The 18,166-nt window shown below is 60.6% G+C and carries 5 protein-coding genes; all 5 read left to right on the top strand.

Annotated elements, in window-relative coordinates; all coding sequences use genetic code 11:
• Nucleotides 1-155: 155 nt before the first annotated feature.
• The 5 genes from J5069_RS05030 to J5069_RS05010 are packed head-to-tail and all read left to right on the top strand — an operon-like array spanning nucleotide 156 to nucleotide 18,166.
• Nucleotides 156-9,800 carry a non-ribosomal peptide synthetase gene (locus J5069_RS05030; protein ID WP_264642819.1) on the top strand — a complete coding sequence of 3,215 codons (9,645 nt, stop codon included), beginning with the start codon at nucleotides 156-158 and terminating at the stop codon, nucleotides 9,798-9,800.
• Nucleotides 9,797-15,211 (top strand): non-ribosomal peptide synthetase, encoded by a 5,415-nt coding sequence (locus J5069_RS05025; RefSeq protein WP_264642818.1) that lies wholly within the window; start codon nucleotides 9,797-9,799, stop codon nucleotides 15,209-15,211. The genes J5069_RS05030 and J5069_RS05025 overlap by 4 nt, the downstream gene beginning before the upstream one ends.
• Nucleotides 15,208-16,332, top strand: a complete 1,125-nt coding sequence (locus J5069_RS05020) for a saccharopine dehydrogenase NADP-binding domain-containing protein (RefSeq protein ID WP_264642817.1) — start codon at nucleotides 15,208-15,210, stop codon at nucleotides 16,330-16,332. The genes J5069_RS05025 and J5069_RS05020 overlap by 4 nt, the downstream gene beginning before the upstream one ends.
• Nucleotides 16,329-17,408 (top strand): Gfo/Idh/MocA family oxidoreductase, encoded by a 1,080-nt coding sequence (locus J5069_RS05015; RefSeq protein ID WP_264642816.1) that lies wholly within the window; start codon nucleotides 16,329-16,331, stop codon nucleotides 17,406-17,408. The genes J5069_RS05020 and J5069_RS05015 overlap by 4 nt, the downstream gene beginning before the upstream one ends.
• On the top strand, nucleotides 17,405-18,166 hold the full coding sequence (locus J5069_RS05010; protein ID WP_264642815.1) for a thioesterase II family protein: 762 nt from the start codon (nucleotides 17,405-17,407) through the stop codon (nucleotides 18,164-18,166). Before J5069_RS05015 ends, J5069_RS05010 begins: the two co-directional genes overlap by 4 nt.

Raw genomic sequence — 18,166 nt, 5'->3', positions numbered from 1 at the left:
TCAACGTTGCCGTTATTTTGGCTCAACGCATAGATGAATGTCTTTTGGCATAGCTTATAAAACATGATCTTGGCCGCAATAAATAAACATCATAGGTCTCTGTCAGTGAGTCAAGCCGGAGTTGGACTTCGGCAAGCAAAAGGAGAGTGAACCAGATGGCCAAAAAGGATGCGCTGTTGATCCCTTTATTGAGCAGGATACTCGACGTTCCCGAAGCAGCATTACACGACGACAGGAATCTGATGCACCATGGAATGGACTCGATGCGCACCATGCGTGCCGCGACCTGGTTACGGCGCGAGGGGATCGCCGTGACGTTCTCGGATTTTATTGATAAACGGACCGTAAAAGAGTGGCGCGAGGTGGTATCTGCTGCTGGCGAGTTTTGCGCGGTGGCCGGTGCGAATACTCAGCCGTGCGATACGCCGGGGTTCGAACTTGCCACCATGCAGCACGCCTTTTGGATTGGGCGTAATGAGCGGCAGCAACTTGGGGGCGTAAGCGCCCATTTTTATGCCGAGCTGGACGGCAAAGCGCTCGATCCGCAACCGTTGGCGAGCGCGCTGAGCCGCCTGATTCAACGGCATGACATGCTGCGGTTGCGTATTGACGAGGACTCGCGTCTGCACATTGCGCCGGATAGCCCTTGCAAGCTACAGATCAATGATTTGCGTGAGCTGTCTGCGGAGCAATGTCAGGCGCGTCTGGCCGCGTTGCGTCAGCGCTATACCCATCAGCAGTTGGATATCGCCAATGGCGAAACGCTGATGTTGGCGCTATCGCTGCTGCCAACGGGCGACAGTCGGCTGCATATCGATTTGGATATGATAGCCGGCGATGCCGCCAGCCTGCGTATCCTGCTGCGCGAGTTGGCACAAGGTTATCGCCAACCGGATTATGCATTACCCCGGTTGACGTCAAGCTATCGCGCTTACCAGCAACGCTGGCAAGAAAAGCATCAATGCCGCCGTGAGCAGGACAAAGCATGGTGGCAAACCCAGTTATCCCGATTGGCGGCATCCCCCGCCTTGCCCCTTCAGCCCTCAGAGAAAACGGCACCGGTGACAGAAAGACGTCACCTGTGGCTGAACAATACGCAGCAGCAGCAATTGACGACAATGAGTCACCAATCCGGTCTGACTGTCCCGGTAGTGCTGGCGACGATCTTTAGCGAGTGTATTGGTCTATGGAGCGGCGGTACTCCCTTTCTGCTGAATTTGCCGGTATTTTCCCGCGATGAAGAGATAGACGATGCCGATCGGCTGGTGGGGGATTTTTCCAGCTCGGTGCTGATTAGCGTTGAGCCGGGCAGCGCCGTGAACGTTGTCGAGCAGGCGCGTCAACTGCAAACTCAGCTTCACCGGGCGCTGGCGCATACGGCGTGGAGTGGCGTTGACGTGTTACGCGATCTGTCGCGGCAGCAACAGAGCAATGCCAGCCTGGCGCCGGTGGTGTTTACCAGCGCATTGGCACTGGGCGATCTCTTCGAACCCCAGGTGCGCGCAGTGTTAGGGGAACCCGTGTGGTCGGTTTCTCAGGGGCCGCAGGTGTTGATTGACGCACAGGCTACGGAATACCTGAACGGCATCATGCTCAATTGGGATGTGCGCACTGATAGGTTTGCACCCGGCGTGATTGATGCCATGTTCGATGCGTTTCAGCAACAGGTGCTCGCGCTACTTGACGATATAACGTGCTGGCAGCGCCCGCTGCCGGTGCCGCAACCGGTAGCGCCCTGGCCGCCGGAGGCTGCCGAACCCGCCGGTGCGCCGACGCTGCTGCACCGATTTTTTATGCAGGCCGAGCGAGAACCCGATGCCATCGCCTTACAGTGGGGTGAGCACGGCGTGCTGCACTATGGCGAATTGGCACAAAACGCGTTGTGCATCGCCCGTTTTCTTCAGGAGCAGGGCATCAAAACGGGTGATAGCGTCGCCATCAGCATGGGGAAAGGGCCGGAGCAGGTGATGGCGGTGTTAGGCACCCTGGCCGCGGGCGCAACTTACGTTCCCTGCGGTATCGATATTCCGCTGGCGCGGCGTGAAGCCGTATACCGCCTGGCGAATGTTGCGCTGGTGCTTTGTGACTCGCGCAGCGCCTATCAGCCTGAGTGGCCGCGGGGTATCCCGGTGTTCCCGCTGGTGCAAGGGTTGCAGGCGTTGCCGCTTGCGGTATCGGTCGAGGTGGATGAGCAGCAGGCGATGTATGTCATCTTCACTTCCGGTACCACCGGCGAGCCGAAAGGCGTCGCGGTTTCGCACCGTGCGGTGGCGAATACCGTGGACGGGGTCGATACGCATTTCACTGTCACGCCCAGGGATTGCACCATCACGCTGTCGGCGCTCGATTTCGATCTTTCCGCTTACGATATCTTCTCCTGCCTGAGCCGTGGCGCTCGGCTGGGGGTGGTTGACGAACATCAACGCCGGGATGCCGATGAATGGCTGGCGCTGATACAGCGCTATGATGTCAGCATCATCAGCTGTGTACCCGCGCTGTTGGAGATGATTCTCACAGCAGCCGGAGACTCGCCATTATCTTCTGCCCGGCTGGTTATGCTGGGGGGCGATCGTATTCCCGTGGCACTGGCGGAGCGCTGGTGGCGGCGCACGGCGGGCGCGCCCTTTGTCGGGTTGGGGGGCATGACGGAAGCGGCAATCCACTCCACACTCTTCGTGCTGCATGCCGACGATCCGCGCTGGACTACGGTGCCTTTCGGTACGCCCTTGCCTAACATGTATTGCCGTATTGTTGATGCCTTGGGACGGGATTGCCCGCCGTGGGTGGCCGGTGAACTGTGGGTCAGCGGTCCGGGATTGGCGCTGGGGTATCGCAACGATGCGGAGCGCACAGCAGAAAAGTTTGTTGAACGTGCAGGGCGGCGTTGGTATCGCAGCGGCGACCGTGCACGCTATTGGCCTGATGGCACCATTGACTATCTGGGGCGTAGTGACCAGCAGATAAAGATACGCGGGCACCGCATCGAACCGGGTGAAGTGGAAACCGCGCTGATGCGCCATCCCGCCATTCACAGCGCCTGTGTGACGGTGGTAGAGCCTGCGGCTCGTCAACTCTGCGCCACGCTGGTTACCGGTGAAAATAACAGCGCCAGCGTCTGGCAAAGCTGGTTGCAGCCGCTGCTGCCACGCTATGCCATTCCCGAACACTACGTGGTTGTGCCCGAGATGCCGGTAACGGAAAACGGCAAGACGGACCGAGCGAGTGTAGAACGCCTCGCCGCGTCGCAGGTAGCTCTGGCACGCACCGCGCGCAGCGCCCCTGAAAACGATATCGAACGGCAGGTTGCCGCGCTGTGGGCCACGCTGCTAAACATCGACAACGTCAGCCGTGAGGATAATTTTTTCGTGCTGGGCGGCGACAGTCTTATTGCCACGCGGCTGATTGCAGCGCTACGCGAACGTCAGTTGAGCGCGCCGTTGCATGCCTTATTCACTTCCCCTGAACTGCGTGATTTTTGCCATTACGTGCAAGCGGAAAGCGCCGTTTCACTGCCGACGCTGGTTGCCGACGAGGCCGGACGCTATAAATCCTTCCCGCTCAGTGACATTCAGCGCGCCTTCTGGATTGGCCGCAGCGAACAGATGACGCTGGGCGGCGTCGGCTCGCATTTTTATATCGAGTTTGATGGCGAAGGGCTGGATGTCGCACGGCTTGAAGCTGCCTGGCAACAGTTGATCGCGCGCCACGCCATGCTGCGTGCGGTGGTGACAGAAGCCGGAGAGCAGCAGGTGCTGCCCGATACGCGGCCCTATCGCATTGAACGTCATAGCGCCTGCGACGATGTCGAAGGGGCGTTGCAAACCTGGCGCGATACGCTGTCGCACCGGGTTTACGATGTGCGTGAATGGCCGCTGTTTTCCATTCATGTGGTGGATTATCAGCAAGGGGGCGATGCGCGCCAGCGGCTGATGGTCAGTCTCGACAGTATGATGTTCGATGGGCGTAGCATCATGATCCTGTTCACCGAATGGGATGCATTGTACTGCAATCCTACGGCGGCACTGCCCGCGTTGCGCATCCACTATCGGGATTATCAATGTGGGCAGGCGGAGTGTAGCGCGGCGCTGATGCCGCAGGCTAAGTCCTACTGGCTGGAGCGACTGGCAACGTTGCCCGCTGCACCCGCCTTGCCGCTGGCGGTGAGGCCCGAGACCATCGCTAAGCCCCGCTTCCAGCGCAGACGCTATGTGTTGCCCGCGGAGTCATGGCAGCGTTTTATGTCACAGGCACAGCGGCATGGCATCACCGTCAGCGTGGCGCTGGCGGCGGCCTATGGCGAAGTGCTGGCGTTCTGGAGCAATCAGTCTGCGCTGGCGCTGAACTTTACGCTGTTCGATCGACAGCCGCTGCATCCCGATATTAACCGTGTAGTGGGGGATTTCGCCTCCATCCTGTTGCTCGGTTATGACACCGCGCAGGGTAGCGATTTTTGTCAGGCGGCCATGCAGTTGCAACAGCAGGTGGGGGAAGGGCTAAGCCATCGGCAGTTCTCGGGGGTGCGGGTGCTGCGCGAACTGGCCCGCTATCACGGCCAAAGCATGGCCACGATGCCCGTGGTGTTCACCAGCGTACTGGGGTTGGAAAAAGATGCATCGATGGCGCTGTCGGATGCGTTTCCCCGCGTGCACTATACGCTGACACAAACGCCACAGGTGTGGCTCGATGCCAAAGTCAGCGAATCGCACGGGTGCCTGCTGCTGGAGTGGGACGTGGTGGAAGCCCTGTTTCCGCCCGGCGTTATCGACAGTCTGTTTGCGGCTTACTGCCATCTGGTTGAAAGTCTGGTACAGGCTGACTGGTGCCAGCCGATCACGCTGTCGCTGCCCGTTGAACAGCAGCGCCTGCGCGCGCAGATCAACCAAACGGCAATGGATTTCGGCAACCACACCGCACCCTACCTGCGCGTATTTGCTCAGGCGCAACGTGCGCCACAAGCAACGGCGCTGGTATGGGGCGATCATGGCGTGATGCATTACGGTGAGATGACGCGCCAGGCGCTGAGCGTGGCGGCGTATCTGGTGCAACAGGGTATACAGCCCGGCGACAAGGTGGCGATCACCCACCGCAAGGGGGCCGCGCAGATTGTCGGCGTGTTGGGGGTGCTGGCGGCGGGAGGCTGCTATGTACCCTGCAATATCGCGTTACCCTTGGCGCGGCGCGTGCAGATTTACCAGGCAGCCCAGGTCCGCTGGATTCTGACTGACGATGAGAGCCTGACGCACCTCGATTGGCCTGCCGCATTTCCCGTGGTGGCGCTGAGCACCGCGCTGGCCTGTGCGCCGTTGCCAGAGCCCGTGATGCAACCCAGCTATGCGCCGCTCTACGTTATTTTTACCTCCGGTAGCACTGGCGCACCAAAAGGGGTGGTGGTGAGCCATGGTGCGGTTGCCAATACCATTGATGCCGTGGCCCGCCGTTTTGATCTCAGCGTCAGCGATCGATCCATTACGCTTTCTGCACTGGATTTTGATCTGTCAGCCTTTGATATTTTCACCTTCCTTGGCATCGGTGCTTCGCTGGCCGTGGTGGAAGAGCCTCAGTGGCGTGATGCCGCGGCCTGGGCAGCGTTGATGGCGCGCTGGCAGGTTAGCGTGGTCAGCGCTGTGCCTGCGCAAGTGGAGATGTTGACCATTGCGGCCCATGACCGTGGGTTGCCGCAGTCACTGCGGCTGGTGATGGTGGGCGGTGACCGCATCTTGTACCCCTTGCCGCATCAGGTCTGGGCGCTGGCACCTCAAGCGCGCTTTGCGGCCCTGGGCGGTATGACAGAGGCGGCAATTCATGCCACCTGCTACATCGTCACACCGGATGAACCCTGGTGGCCTGCGGCCCCGTATGGCGAGCCGTTGGCAAATATGCGCTGTCGGGTGGTGGATGATCAGGAACGCGATTGCCCGAATGGGGTGAAAGGCGAACTGTGGGTCAGTGGCGCAGGGCTGGCGGACGGTTACATCGGGGATGCGCAACGCAGCGCGGAGAAGTTTGTTGTGCGGCAGGGGGCGACCTGGTATCGCACCGGTGACCGGGCCTACTACCGCGACGACGGCGTGCTGGTTTTCTGCGGGCGCACCGATGGGCAAGTCAAAGTGCGAGGATATCGCATCGAACTGGCGGAAATTGAAGGCGCGTTAACGCGTCTGCCTGAGGTTGATGAAGCGGTCGCCGTGGTACTCGATGCCCCTTCGCAGCAGGTAGCCGCCGCGCTGGTGTGCACTGAGACGACCGAGATGGCGGCTATCAAAAAGGCGCTACAGGCGTGGTTACCCGCGTATGAAGTGCCTGAACATCTGATACGCATCTCCCGTGTGCCCTTGACGGCCAATGGCAAAATTGACCGAGCGGCAATTGGTGACGAGGTGCAGTCCTATCTGAGCGGCCTGCGTGATGAACGGGCCGGGGCACTGCCCGTCGGCCGCGCAGAGCAGGTGCTGGCAACGCTGTGGGGTGCATTGCTTGATCTGGACTCGGTTACGCGTGAGGCGAACTTTTTTGCGCTGGGCGGCGACAGTCTGATTGCTACCCGGTTAATCAGCCGTCTGCCGCAGGAAGGGCTTCACGGTACGCTGGCGTCACTGTTTCGTCAGCCGGTGCTGCACGCGTTTGCGGCAACGCTGCGGGAGGTGATGCCCGAACAGCAGATCCGTTTGCACCATGATGCCACGCAGCGCTATCGCCCGTTCCCGCTGAATGACGTGCAGGAGGCCTATTGGCTCGGGCGACGCGATGGGTTCGTACTGGGCGGTATCGCCGCCCAAAGCTACCACGAATACGAACTGCAACACGCCGATCTGATGCGCCTTGAGCACGCCTGGAACCAGTTGGTCATTCGGCACGATATGCTGCGCTGCGTCATCGGAGAGGATGGTCAACAGCACATCATGGAAGAGGTTCCCTATTTTTACTTCCGTTACCACGACTTACGCCATTTGACGGATGCGTCAGCACAGTTGGCGCTGCTGAGAAACCGAATGGCACATCAGATTCTGGCTGCCGGTAGTGGCAGGCTCTATGACATCACGCTGATTGACTATGGTGCAGGGAAATCGCGACTTGCCGTGCTGTTCGACAATTTGATTGTCGATGGTTTAAGCATGTTGACGCTATTTAGTGAATGGTTTGAATGCTACCAAAATCCGGAGACCGAACTCCCTGCGCTGACGATACAATTCCGTGATTATCAGTGCTGGCGTGCGCAGCAGGGGCAGGCGCAAGAGGATATCGTCTACTGGCAACAGCGGTTTGATGCGCTGCCGCCTGCGCCCGCATTGCCGACACGCATGGTGCCTTCCTCCATCATCACACCGCGATTTCGTCGGTTGGAAGCGCGGCTCGAACCTGCTCTGTGGCGACAGCTCAGCGATCGCGCGCGTCAGGCGCAAATTACTCCTTCGGTGCTGCTCCTGACCTGCTTTGCGGAAACGCTGAGTCGGTGGAGTGGGCAAAAAGCGTTGGTGATCACCTTGACGCAGTTCGATCGCCAGCCGCTTCATCCCGACATCAACCGCGTGGTGGGGGATTTTACCTCGCTGACGCTGGCGGAGTATCACGCCGATAACGCAGATAGCTGGCTAAGGCACGCCCAGCGCTTGCAGGAGCAAGTGTGGCGCGACCTCGGCCACGCCTCAGTGTCCGCCATTTCGGTACAGCGTGCGCTGGCGCAGCGGGCAGGCAATGAGATGCAGGCCGCACCCGTGGTGTTCACCAGTATGCTGGGGGTGGCGGATGCATTGGCTAAGGCGGTGCCCTGGCCGAGCTACACCAGCTCGCAAACGCCGCAGGTGTGGCTTGATCATCAGGCGATTGATTTAGCCGATGGGGTGTTGCTTAGTTGGGATTACCTGGAAGAACTGTTTTTGCCCGACATGGTTGAGCAGATGTTTACCAGGTACTGCCACACGCTGCGCGCGTTGGCAGGCAGCGACTGGCTTGCGCCGCCGATTCGGGATTTGCCCGTTGCCCAGCGTCAGATGCGACTCCAGGCCAACACCACCGGTGGCCCGATGCCAAGTCACCGGGCACTGCATGACGCCTTTTTTAGTCAGGCGCAGCAGTGGCCTGAGCGCCCAGCGCTGTGGGATAGTGTGAATGGCTACCTGAGCTACGGCGCGCTGCGTGAACAGGCGCTGACGGTAGCGGCCGGGCTGCTGCACCGCGGCATTCATGCGGGTGATTGTGTCGCTTTGTGCCTGCCGTCAGGTGGCGATCGCATGGTGGCGCTGCTCGGCATCCTTGCGGCCGGGGCGGCCTATCTGCCCCTCAATCAGGCGCATCCCGCCGCGCGTCACGCACTGCTGTGTCGTAAGGGGCGCGCAAAAGCCGTTATCTGCGACAGCGATCTCTCGTTCGCCTTACCAACCTTTTCGCTGGCCTCATTGCGCGACAACGCGCCGTTAACCGCACCGATCATTCCGCCGGACGATGCGCTCGCCTATGTGCTCTTTACCTCCGGTTCCACCGGGGAACCCAAAGGCGTGATGATTGAACACCGTAACGTGCTCAATACGTTGGAAGCGGTGTGTCAGCAACTTGATATCTCGGCGCAGGATGTCTTTCTGGCGGTTTCCGCGCTGGATTTCGACCTGTCGGTGTTTGATATCTTCGCCGCGTTGAGCGTGGGGGGATTATTGGTGTTGGTGGAGGACTCGCCCCATCATGATGCGGACCGATGGTTAACACTGATGTCTACCCACGGTGTCAGCGTATGGAACAGCGTACCTGCTCTGTTCGATATGCTGCACTCCTTGGCCTGTGCGCGACAGGTGACGCTGCCCAATCTGCGTATTGCGTTGCTGTCGGGGGATTGGGTGGAGCCTGACAGCGGTGAACGGCTGCGCACGCTCGCGCCGTCGGCACAGGCATTTGCGTTGGGTGGGGCCACAGAAGCCGCTATCTGGTCCACGATATGGCCAATGTCGTCACCGATACCGGAAGGGTGTCACACGGTTCCCTACGGTTTCCCATTGAGGAATCAACGTTTCCGCGTGGTGGATGCCTTGGGCAATGACACGCCCGACTGGGTGCCCGGTGAGCTGTGGATTGGCGGGTTGGGGGTGGCGCGCGGCTATTGTGCTGATGCGCGCTTGACGGCGCTGCACTTCAACGGCGATTACCCGTGGCGCTGGTATCGTACTGGCGATCGCGGACGCTATCGACCAGACGGGGTGCTGGAATTTTTGGGGCGTATCGACAGTCAGGTTAAGTTACAGGGTCACAGAATTGAATTGGGTGAAATAGAAGCCACTTTGCTGCGTCATCCACAGGTACGTCACGCCGTTGCGGTGGTGCAAGGCGATGGCGCTACGGCAGGGTTGCACGCTTTTGTCCAGATGGATGCCGCTGAAGAAGAGATCAACGCGCTCTTGAGCGCACTGCATCACGAACTGCGTATCACTTTGCCGGGCTATGCGATTCCGGGGGCAATATCCCCGTTGACCACCTGGCCGCTGACCCCCAGCGGAAAAATCGACAGGCGTCAGTTAGCGCTGTCCCCGCCGCACTCAACGTCTCCTCTTCCTGAAAAAATCAGTGAGTTGCAGCATGTGGTCGCTGCGTTGTGGCAACAACTGGTGGAAGGGCCACCGCCATCGGGCACTGATTCCTTCTTCCGCGCGGGCGGTAACTCGCTGCTGGGAACAAAACTGGTGGCTCAGGTGTGTGAAAGATTTTCTATCAACTTGACCATAAAGGAGTTTTTCTCTGACGCAACTTTATCTGGTCTGTGTGCCTGCATTGAAAGGCATTTAGCCGACCGCGCTCGAATGGAGGAGGGATCGCTATGAATATCGCCGATTTTGTTGCCACGCTGGAGCTACAGGGCATTGAGCTGTGGTGTGAAGAGAATAATCTGCACTTTCGTGCGCCTGCCGGAACCTTGAGTGAAACGGTGAAAGGGGCGCTGCGCGAACACAAGCCTGCGCTGTTGGCCTACCTGGCAAGCCGGAATGAGAGCGAGGCGATGCTCTGCGATCGTCAAGGTCGCTTTACGCCATTCCCGCTGACGGAAACCCAGCAGGCGTGGCTGATGGGGCGTCACAGCGCTTTTGCTTACGGCGGTCTGTCGTGTCGCGGTTTTCTCGCGGTGAGTTTCCCGGCGGCGCTGGAGCCGGCGCGGCTGGAGCAGGCATTGCAGCAACTGATTGTGCGCCATGACATGCTACGGGTGGTGGTGAAAGAGGAAGGCTTTCAGCGTGTCTTGTCGACGGTGCCTGATTTTGCGCTGCCCACCAGCGATCTGCGCCAGCTTGGCGCTGAACCGGCGCAGCGCGCCGTGGACAGGCTACGCGATACCCTGTTATCGGCCCCGTCCGACTACGCCACCTGGCCGCTGTTCGCGGCGCATGCGGTCCGGTTGGCCCGTGAGACACAGTTGCTGCTGGCCGTTGAACTGATCGCGTTGGATGCGGCCAGCCTCTATCTGTTGGTCGATGAACTTGCGCTGCTGTTGTTCAACCCTGAACAGCTTCCTCCCGTACCTGACATTACCTTTCGTGACTGCGTGATTGCGCGGCGTGCCGCACGTGAAGGCAAGCGCTATCGAGACGATCGTCGCTATTGGCTGGCGCGCCTTGATGCGCTGCCGGATGCACCGCAACTGCCGCTGGCAGAAGCTACGGCCGATGCGCCGTTTCTGCGCCGTCAGCGGCTGCTGTCGGCGAGCCAGGTCAGGCAACTCGGCTCACTGGCTGGCGAACACCAGGTGACGTTGAGCGTGCTGTTGCTTGGGGCGTTTGCGCAAGTGCTGGCGCTGTACAGTCAACAGCGTCATTTCACGCTGAATTTGCCCGTGTTTCGTCGCGATCAACGGCATCCCGATATCCAGCGCGTGCTGGGCGATTTTACCGACACCGTGCTGCTCGAGGTTGATTTACAAGGTACGGCCCCGTTTGGCGAGCAGCTACGTGCGCTCAGCCAGCGCCTGTGTGACGCGATGGATCACGCCAGCTACTCCGGGTTGGAACTGCTCAGAGAACGTTCTCGCCGCCGCGGGGAGGCCCAGTTAATGCCCGTGGTGTTTACCAGCACGTTGGGGCAACGCGCAAAAAACGATGGGAACAAGGCCCACTATCACATTGTGCAAGGCATGACGCAGACACCGCAGGTGCTCATCGATTGCCAGGTGGTGGAGCAACCCGAAGGGATCCTGCTGGCATGGGATTCGCGTGAAGCGCTGTTTCCTCCCGCCCTGATTGAACAGGCGTTCGATCTGTATTGCAGCGTGATCAATCGATTGATTGAAGAGGGTGAAGGCTGTATGCAACAGGTTCGCCCGGTGTCATTGCCCGCCGCGTTTTGTCACGCGCGCCAGCGTGCCAATGCGTCTTGTCGGGCCTATCCGGCCCAGTTGCTGCATCAGGGGATGGTGGATCAGGCTGAACGGCGTCCCGAGGCAACCGCACTGATTGATGAGCATGGCACACTGAGCTACCAGCAACTGCTGACGCAGGCCACCGGACTGGCCGCACGGTTGCAGCAGGCGGGGCATCAGCCTGCGCAACGGGTTGCCATTTTCTGTGACAAGGGGCGGGGACAGGCGTTGGCCGCGTTGGCGACGCTGCTGTGCGGGGGATGCTATGTGCCGTTTTACTTGAAGCAACCGACAGCACGCCGTGACCTGATGTTGCAGGATGCTGATATTTCGTGGGCCATTGCTGACGATCTCACCTCGCTTCCCGCAGGGATTAACGCGCTTGACTGGCGGGGTGAACAACCTGCGCACCCCTTCACGCCGGTGGCGGTGGCACCGGAGCAGCCCGCGTACCTGATTTATACCTCGGGTTCTACCGGCACGCCGAAAGGGGTGGTGATGTCTCATCGGGCTGCCTGGAATACGCTGGCCGACATCAACCACCGCTTTGCCGTGGGCGCGCAGGACGCGATGCTGGCGCTGGCTAATCTCTCCTTCGATCTCGCCGTTTACGACCTGTTCGGGGTGCTGGCCGCCGGAGGGCGTCTGGTCTATCCCCACGCCGCGCAGCAGGGCGATCCGGCCCACTGGGCGGCGCAGATCCAGCGTCATGACATCACCTTGTGGAACAGCGTGCCGTCGCAGTTGCAGATGCTGTGCGATGTCCAGCAACCGTTGGCACCGCTGCGCGTGGCGCTGGTCTCCGGGGATTGGGTACCGCGTGGCCTGCATGAATCGCTATCGGCATTGCAGGCATCTGCCGAGCTGTTCGCGCTGGGTGGGGCCACAGAAGCGGGCATTTGGTCCGTGTGCTGCCCGGTCAATGGGCTGGAGGCGCACTGGGCTCATGCCCCTTATGGTGCGCCGCTCGCCAATCAGCGCCTGTACGTTGTGGACGATGCCATGAATGACCGCCCCGATTGGGTGGCGGGAGAGATTGCCATCGCCGGAGCCAGTCTGGCTGACGGCTACTGGCAGGATGCCGAAAAAACTGCGCAGCGTTTTGTTACCGCTCGCAATGGTGAACGCCGCTACCTTACCGGCGATCGAGGACGTTATTGGCCCGATGGTCGCATCGAATTTCTGGGCCGTTATGACCAGCAGGTGAAAATCCACGGTCACCGGGTGGAACTGGGTGAGATCACCGCGACGCTGCGCCAACATCCGGCGGTTGCGGATGGCGTCGCGCTGTTGACAACGGACGGCACCCTGCACGGCGTGGTCGAAACCGCTGCCGGACAGCAGTCCGCCGCCATTTCGGTGACAGACGCCGCCCGCGACTGTGCGCAACAGCTCGAACGGGGTATGGATGCCCCGGCGTTCACCGCGCTGATGGCGGCGGCGGACCGGGTGGCGATGCTCGCGATGGCAGCCCGATTGCGTGCCGATGGGTTATTCGGCACGGAGCAGGTTCACCATTCGCTGGATGAGATCTATCAGGCAACGCACGTGGCGCAGACGCATCGACGCTTGCTGCGTCGTTGGCTGGATGCCTTGGTGGGGGGGCGGGCGTTAATGCGCGATGCGCAAGGCCATTACCGTGACCTGATGCCGAGCGATAACGCTGCGCTTGACGATGCCTGGCAACAGGTTGATCGCCTTGAACAGCGTACCCGCTATGGCAGTCTGACGTTGGATTACATCCGGGCGTGCAGTGAGGATCTCGCTGGGCTGTTGCGCGGTGAGCGCGATGTACGCGGGCTGCTGTTTCCACAAGGCGAACTGTCGACGGCGCAGGCCGCTTACCGTGATAACGTGGCAAGCCGCAGTATGAATGCCATCGCCATTGCGGCCATTACCGAATTTGCCAAGCAGTGCGATCGCCCATTGCGCCTACTGGAAGTGGGGGCGGGGGTGGCGGGCACCGCCAGCGAGTTGGTGCCTGCACTGGCGGCCTATGGTACCGAATACTGGTTTACCGATTTGTCGACGTTCTTCCTGACAGAGGCGCGTAAACGCTTTGCTGACTACCACGGTATGCACTACGGCCTGTTCGATATGAACCTGCCCGCCGCGTCGCAGGGGATGCAGGCCAATAGCATGGATGTCATCCTGTGCGCCAACGTGCTGCACAATGCGCGGCACGCGGGCGAGGTGCTGTCCGGTTTGGCGCAACTGCTGACACCGGGCGGCATTCTGGTGTTCATTGAGCCGGTGCGGCGTCATAACTACCCGCTGTTGGTGTCGATGGAGTTTTTCCCCGAGCTGACCGGGTTCACCGACCTGCGCGCCGAGACCGACCAGACCTTCTTTACCCGTGAACAGTGGCTCGATTTATTGCAGCAGGCGGGCGCGACGCTGCTTGACTGCGCACCTGCCGCGCACAGCGCATTGGCAACGTCGGGACAGGGCGTTTTTATTGCTCAGTTCAAAACCGATCGCGCCAGTGTGTGCGATGCGCGCCTGCGGGCGTACCTGCAAACGCGTTTACCGGCGCACATGATCCCGACCCAACTGCATGTTTGGGATGCCTTGCCGCGCAATGCGAGTGGCAAAATCGATAGGCCAGCGTTGGCGCAAACGCTGTTGAACCACGCGTCAACCGCAGCGTCGCAGGTGCAAGGCGATGCGCTGTGTGACGCGCTGGAACACGACATTGCCGCTATCTGGAGCGAGGTGCTGGATACCGAGATTGTTACGCGGGACGCGGATTTTTATGCCTGTGGCGGCGATTCTCTGTTGCTGTCGCGCATGATTGGCCGACTGCGTGAGCGTGTCGCCGCAGCCAACGCCCTGACCTGGGGCAGTTTACTACGTCATTTACTGCAAGATCCGACGTTAAAAGCCCTGTCTGCGCGACTGCGTCAGGTGGAAAAAAAACAAACGGCGGCGTCATCCACGCCGGTTCCGCTGGTGACCTTATGGGAAACGGCGGGCGTGTCATCACACCCCTGTGTGCTGTTGCATGCGGGAAGTGGCGATATGCAGCCCTACCGTCACGTGCTGCCGGAATTGGATAAATCCGCCTATTCCTGCGGCATCGGAATTGAACTCCCTTCACCGGCGGCGTTTATGGCGCTACCGCCGCCGCAAGCGTTGGTGAGGCTGGCGGGACAGTATGCCGATGCGTTGTGCGAGCGTGGCGAGCGCTTCACGCTCATCGGCTACTGTCTGGGGGGGTTACTGGCAGCAGAAATGGCTCGCCAGCTCAGCGAGCGCGGCGTCTGTGTGCAACAATTGGTGGTGATCAGTGCCTGGCAGCCTCCGCGCGTGGAGGATGTGCGTCTGGTCGAGTACGTGTTTGCCCGTTCACACGGAGCCTGCCTGGAAGCGTTGCGTTTGCCGTCGGAATCGGCGCTGGCTGAGGCGGTTCATCACGTGCTGTGCGAAACGCCTTCCCACATTCCCGCCGGTGCATTTGACCGTTTACCCGACGCCTATCAGCCCGTTGGTGACGCGCTGAGTCAATGGGCGATGAAACCGCTGAATGAGCGACTGCGCGCCTTGCAGACCGACGGTGCTGAGCAGGGGGCCTACTTTGCTCCCGAAGGTGAAGTGCAAGCCTTTGCCGAGCGCCACGCGCTGTTCCACCATTGCATGGCCGCCGTGGGTGAACACCAGCCTGCGCCCTGGACCGGAAAAACCCTGTTAATACGCAACAGCGCAAGCGATCCGTTGTTGCCCGGTACGCCGCAGGATGTCACTGACTATTGGCAGCGTCTGAGCCTTGGCGATCTGACCGTGGTGGACACGCCGGGCGACCATTTTAGTTGTATGGCGCAGCCACATGCGGCGTCACTGGCGAACTGTATCGCACGGCACACTCGCCCGGAGGAGGCGCTGTGAAGCGGTATTGCATCGCGATTCTGGGGGCGACGGGCAGTATCGGACGAGAAGTTACCTGTTGGCTGGGCGCGGCGGGATACACATTGCGCCTCGGTGCCAGACAGCCTGAGGCCTTGCACGCGCTGGCGCAGCAGGTCAACGCGCACGCTCAGGTGGTCGATCTCTATCAGCAAGAGGCGCTGGATGCGTTCAGTCAGGGATGCGCGCTGGTGGTGAACTGTGCGGGGCCATCTTATCTGGTGCTGGATCGGGTTGCGCGCAGTGCCGCTCGGGCCGGTGCTCATTATATTGATGTGTCCGGCGATGCCCCGGTATGGCATTTGCTGCAACAAACACCGACCAGCGCACGGGACTGGACCGCAGTACTCTCGGCAGGCATGTTGCCGGGGTTAGCCAATTTGATTCCTGACTGGCTGGGCGTGCTGCCTGATGATGCCATTACCGTTTACAGCGGAGGGCGTGAAAGTGTGCGCGGTGCCGCAGCGGGCGATCTGGTGCTATCGGTTAACGATCAGTACGGCACGGTAGCGGCCGCTAGTTACTGGTATGGCGAATCGAGCGCCTTCTGGGTTAAGGGGGAGCCGCATTTGCGCCGGTTACCGACAGAATTGCGCAATGATTTGGCACATTTCCCCGGCGAAGTGACGCTGCTGCCGTTTCTCAGCAGCGATGCAGAGCGTCTGGCAACACGCCATCAGTTGCGCGAGTTGCGCTGGTATAACGTGTTTAGCGGAAGCTTCTTGCGTGAGACGCTGACCGGTCTGCGCGGTTGGGTGAACAATGCTGAACGCCTGACGCAGGCGGTGGCGCAGGTTGAGCAGGCCAGTGAGCTCGATCTGCTGGGGCACTCGCCCTATTACCGACTGGTGTTCGATCTTCTCCCCCATAACAAACCGCGCCGCCGAGCGGTGATCTCTACCGACAGCAGCGCGGCGTTGACCGCCGCCGTCACGGTGAGCACGGTGAATGCGTTATTACGCGGTGACATTTCCCCCGGCGTGCATTTTGCGGATGACGTCCTGATGGCGACACAAACCTTTAACGACGTTGTCCGTCTGCATCCGGGCACGCAGATTCGCCAATACCTGCCCGATGAACGTCTCGAAGAGGGAAGATTATGACCACCAAAATGAAGGCCGTGGTGTGCGGCACCGCGTTTGGTCGATTTTATCTGCGCGCGTTGGCGCTGCACCCGGACATTGAACTGGTGGGGATCCTGTCGCGCGGTTCTGACGCTTCCGCACGCTGCGCACGTGAGATGGGTATCGCGCATTATCACGCGGTAGAGGCGCTGCCGGAGACGGTAACCCTGGCCTGCGTGGTGGTACGCGCAGGGGTGTCCGGCGGTAGCGGCGCGGAGGTAGCGTGTGCGCTGTTGCGCCGGGGGATCCATGTTTTGCAGGAGCATCCACTGCACCCGGATGAGCTGGCGCACTGTTTTCGTACCGCGCATCAGCATCGCGTGCGCTATGACGTCAATGCGTTTTATCCCCACGTGCGCGCGGTGATGCGTTTCTTGCAGGCCGCGACGTTGCTGCGCCAGCAGCAGCCGATCGCTTATTTGGAGGGAGTATGCGGCGCACAAGTGCTGTATCCCTGGCTGGATATGGCGGCGCGGGCGCTGGGGCGTTTGCAACCTTGTCGATTGACGTTGTCACAGCCTGCACAGACCGGCCCCTACACCACGCTTCAGGGGGATATCGGCGGTGTACCGGTAACCCTGCGCGTGCAAAACCAAATTCATCCGGGGGATGCCGATAACCACGCGTTGCTGCTGCATCGCATGTCGCTGGCGACGGAAGGCGGTGTTCTGACGTTGGCGGATACGCACGGTCCCGCCCTGTGGCAGCCGCGCTTGCACACGCACCGTGATGCCACGCATCGTCTGGTGTTGGACGGGCCGGGCACAGAACGTCTGGCGGCGCTGAGCAGCAGCACCCTGCCGGGCAGTGAGCCTGACACCTTTCGCGCCGTGTTCGATACCCAATGGCCGCAGGCGATCAACCGGGCGTTGGATGCGTTTATTGCCAGCATCGGAAACCCGGCGCTGGCGCAGAGCCAATCCGCCTGGGCATTGAGCGTCACGCGCAGTTGGCACCAGATTTCAACCCTGCTCGGTCCCCCCGCGCTGATTGAACCCGATGCGCCGCCGGTGGTGGCGCTGTGTCAGCAACTGTGCCGACAGGAGGCCGAATGACCCGTCACTTCTTACGTTTCTTTTCTCCGCCCACGGCGTTGCAACCGCTGCTGGTTTGTCTGCCCTATGCCGGGGGCGGAGCCAGCGCGTTTCGTGCCTGGTCAACGCTGTTTGATGCGCAGATCGCCGTTGCCGCCGTGCAATATCCAGGGCGAGAAGATCGTTTTAACGAAGCGACCATCGATGATATGTCACGCCTGCTGGACACGCTGATGACCGAGTTGCAACGCGACATCGCGGCCCGGCCCTACGCGCTGCTGGGGCACAGTATGGGCGGCGCGATTGCGCATGAGCTGGCGGTGCGATTGGAAGCGCAGGGCATGCCGCCGCGACATCTGTTTGTCTCAGGTCGGCAACCACCCCGTTATCACCCGCGCGACAGCGCCGTTCATCGCAGTAGCGACAGCGATATTCTGGCCGAACTGCGTCGTTTGAATCCGCGCAATAATGCGCTGGTGGAATCGCCGGAATTGGCTGCGCTGCTGGTGCCGATTATTCGCAGCGACTATCGCTTGATCGAAAATTATCGACCTCATGACACGCCGGTGATTGGTTGTCCGATCGATGTGCTCGCCGGACGGGACGATCCCGATCTTCCCGCCGAGCAAGCCTGTGCCTGGGCCGATTACACCTCAGCATCGTGTCAGGTGCATATTTTCCCCGGCGACCATTTCTTTATCAATCAGCAACGCGACGCGGTGGTTAACGCCGTGCAACAGGCGTTTCTGTCCTCGCTCACCCCGTGCACAAAAGGATAA

It is taken from the genome of Candidatus Symbiopectobacterium sp. NZEC127, from assembly GCF_025962675.1.
Classification (GTDB): Bacteria; Pseudomonadota; Gammaproteobacteria; order Enterobacterales; family Enterobacteriaceae; genus Symbiopectobacterium.
Note: the sequence above shows the minus strand (reverse complement) of the source record. Positions and strands in the feature narration are given on the sequence as shown.